We start from the raw sequence: 3,692 nt of genomic DNA on the forward strand, positions 1-3,692 counted from the left end.
CGAAGGTGTCAAGCGCGGGTTGCGCTGCACTTCAATATTACGTTCTGTGGTCAACAACTTAACTCACTACAACCTCAAGGGTTATAGGATCAAGCCACACGGGCAATTAGTACTGGTTAGCTACATGCATTACTGCACTTCCACACCCAGCCTATCAACGTCCTGGTCTCGGACGACCCTACAGGGAGGTCAAGCCTCCGGGATATCTAATCTTCAGACGAGTTTCCCGCTTAGATGCCTTCAGCGGTTATCTCTTCCGTACGTAGCTACTCGGCAATGCCATTGGCATGACAACCGATACACCAGTGGTACGTCCACTCCGGTCCTCTCGTACTAGGAGCAGGCTCCGTCAAATATCCAACGCCCACGGCAGATAGGGACCAAACTGTCTCACGACGTTTTAAACCCAGCTCACGTACCTCTTTAAATGGCGAACAGCCATACCCTTGGGACCGGCTACAGCCCCAGGATGAGATGAGCCGACATCGAGGTGCCAAACACCGCCGTCGATATGAACTCTTGGGCGGTATCAGCCTGTTATCCCCAGAGTACCTTTTATCCGTTGAGCGATGGCCCTTCCATACAGAACCACCGGATCACTATGTCCTACTTTCGTACCTGTTCGACTTGTCAGTCTCACAGTCAAGCACGCTTATGCCATTGCACTATCAAGACGATTTCCGACCGTCTCTAGCGTACCTTCGAACTCCTCCGTTACACTTTAGGAGGAGACCGCCCCAGTCAAACTGCCCACCATGCACGGTCCCCGATCCAGATAATGGACCTAGGTTAGAACCGCAAACAGACCAGGGTGGTATTTCAAGGTTGACTCCACGCGATCTGGCGACCACGCTTCAACGTCTCCCACCTATCCTACACAGGCCGGTTCACAATCCAATGCAAAGCTACAGTAAAGGTTCATGGGGTCTTTCCGTCTAGCCGCGGGGAGATTGCATCATCACAACCATGTCAACTTCGCTGAGTCTCAGGAGGAGACAGTGTGGCCATCGTTACGCCATTCGTGCAGGTCGGAACTTACCCGACAAGGAATTTCGCTACCTTAGGACCGTTATAGTTACGGCCGCCGTTTACCGGGGCTTCGATCAAGAGCTTGCACCCCATCACTTAACCTTCCGGCACCGGGCAGGCGTCACACCCTATACGTCCACTTTCGTGTTTGCAGAGTGCTGTGTTTTTAGTAAACAGTCGCAGCCACCGATTCACTGCGGCCTCTTCATGCTTTGTGCGCAGGCACATCACACTAATGAGGCATACCTTCTCCCGAAGTTACGGTATTAATTTGCCGAGTTCCTTCTCCTGAGTTCTCTCAAGCGCCTTGGAATATTCATCCCGTCCACCTGTGTCGGTTTGCGGTACGGTCTCGTAGAGCTGAAGCTTAGAGGCTTTTCTTGGAACTGCTTCCAGTTAGTTTAGAGCCGAAGCTCTATTCAGTCACACCCTTGAATTACGCACCCGGATTTGCCTAAGTGCCTTCTATGATGCGCCAACGGGGACATCCAACACCCCGATAACCTTCTGCAATCCGTCCCCCCATCGCACTCTACGACGGTGCGGGAATATTAACCCGCTTCCCATCAGCTACGCATCTCTGCCTCGCCTTAGGGGCCGACTCACCCTGCGCCGATGAACGTTGCGCAGGAAACCTTGGACTTACGGCGAGGGGGCTTTTCACCCCCTTTATCGCTACTCATGTCAGCATTCTCACTTCCGATACCTCCAGCATCCCTCACAGGACACCTTCACAGGCTTACGGAACGCTCTCCTACCATATGTACTAAAAGTACATATCCGCAGCTTCGGTCTATGGCTTAGCCCCGTTACATCTTCCGCGCAGGACGACTCGATCAGTGAGCTATTACGCTTTCTTTAAAGGATGGCTGCTTCTAAGCCAACCTCCTGACTGTCTATGCCTTCCCACTTCGTTTCCCACTTAGCCATAGTTAGGGACCTTAGCTGGCGGTCTGGGTTGTTTCCCTCTTGAGTCCGGACGTTAGCACCCGGTGCTCTGTCTCCCACACTGTACTTGTCGGTATTCGGAGTTTGCCATGGGTTGGTAAGTCGCTGTGACCCCCTAGCCATAACAGTGCTCTACCCCCGACAGTAATATGTGAGGCACTACCTAAATAGTTTTCGGAGAGAACCAGCTATCTCCAGGCTTGTTTAGCCTTTCACTCCGATCCACAGCTCATCCCCTAATTTTTCAACATTAGTGGGTTCGGTCCTCCAGCACGTGTTACCGTGCCTTCAACCTGGCCATGGATAGATCGCCTGGTTTCGGGTCTACACCCAGCGACTGAATCGCCCTATTCGGACTCGCTTTCGCTACGCCTCCCCTATTCGGTTAAGCTTGCCACTGAATGTAAGTCGCTGACCCATTATACAAAAGGTACGCAGTCACACCACAAGGGTGCTCCTACTGTTTGTATGCATATGATTTCAGGATCTATTTCACTCCCCTTCCGGGGTTCTTTTCGCCTTTCCCTCACGGTACTGGTTCACTATCGGTCGATCACGAGTATTTAGTCTTGGAGGATGGTCCCCCCATATTCAGACAGGATTTCACGTGTCCCGCCCTACTTGTTCGATGCTTAGTTCCACGTAATGAATTTCATCTACAGGGCTATCACCTGCTACGGCTGGACTTTCCATTCCATTCGATTATTCAATACGCTAAAACATCCAGACTGGTCCGGTTTCGCTCGCCACTACTTCCGGAATCTCGGTTGATTTCTTTTCCTCGAGCTACTGAGATGGTTCAGTTCGCTCGGTTCGCCTCCACATACCTATGTATTCAGTATGGGATACCGTATTACTACGGTGGGTTTCCCCATTCGGACATCTACGGATCAAAGCTTGTTTGCCAGCTCCCCGTAGCTTTTCGCAGGCTACCGCGTCCTTCATCGCCTGTGATCGCCAAGGCATCCATCATATGCACTTATTCGCTTGATCCTATAACGCTTGGTGCTGTTATAGGAATATGAGTATCGTTGTTGCCGTTCATCAATCCTTAGCTGTCATTTAATCCGAAGACTAAACAACGTCTATATTTTTGAGAACTTGTTGAACATAATTTGTTCTGTTGCAATCACAACCCGTGTACTGTCGTCACACACTGATCAATCAGCGTATGCATATAGACAACACACCTTCGTTGTGCTTCTTCCTAATTGTTAAAGAGCAATTCGTGGGTTGTATAACCCAACGAGCAGTATTCTTGTAAAAGAACACTCTTCGTTGAATCTAACGCCAGGTCAACCGTTGTTGGCCTGTGCCCTATACTCTGTCATGAACCTTGCTGTATCAACCGACCCTGTAAAAGCGGTGGTGGAGGATGACGGGATCGAACCGACGACCCCCTGCTTGCAAAGCAGGTGCTCTCCCAGCTGAGCTAATCCCCCGAGGTAATCGTTGGTGGGTCAAGTTGGAATCGAACCAACGACCCCCGCCTTATCAAGACGGTGCTCTAACCGACTGAGCTACTGACCCATCTATCACCAGTGGGCGATACCTTCAATGGTCATGACATTAACTAACAGCCAATAAGTGTGGACGCTTTCGCTTTGCGAGCCATTCGCTCTAAAAGGAGGTGATCCAGCCGCACCTTCCGATACGGCTACCTTGTTACGACTTCACCCCAGTCATGAATCCCACCGTGGTAAGCGCCCTCCTTG

The 3,692-nt window shown here is 51.0% G+C and carries 2 tRNA genes and 2 rRNA genes (1 of these 4 running past the window's edge); all 4 read right to left on the reverse strand.

Annotated elements, in window-relative coordinates:
* Positions 1–85: 85 nt before the first annotated feature.
* A 23S ribosomal RNA gene (locus AC1RSM_RS18610) occupies positions 86–2,970 on the reverse strand.
* Positions 2,971–3,343: 373 nt separating this feature from the next.
* Positions 3,344–3,419, reverse strand: a tRNA-Ala gene (locus AC1RSM_RS18615).
* Positions 3,420–3,430: 11 nt separating this feature from the next.
* Positions 3,431–3,507, reverse strand: a tRNA-Ile gene (locus AC1RSM_RS18620).
* A gap of 93 nt (positions 3,508–3,600) precedes the next feature.
* Positions 3,601–3,692: ribosomal RNA gene (locus tag AC1RSM_RS18625) — 16S ribosomal RNA — on the reverse strand (it continues 1,544 nt past the right edge of the window).
* The 16S and 23S rRNA genes sit together here with 2 tRNA genes alongside, the layout of an rRNA operon.

This window comes from Alcaligenes sp. GW821-FHT11D07 (assembly GCF_058808495.1).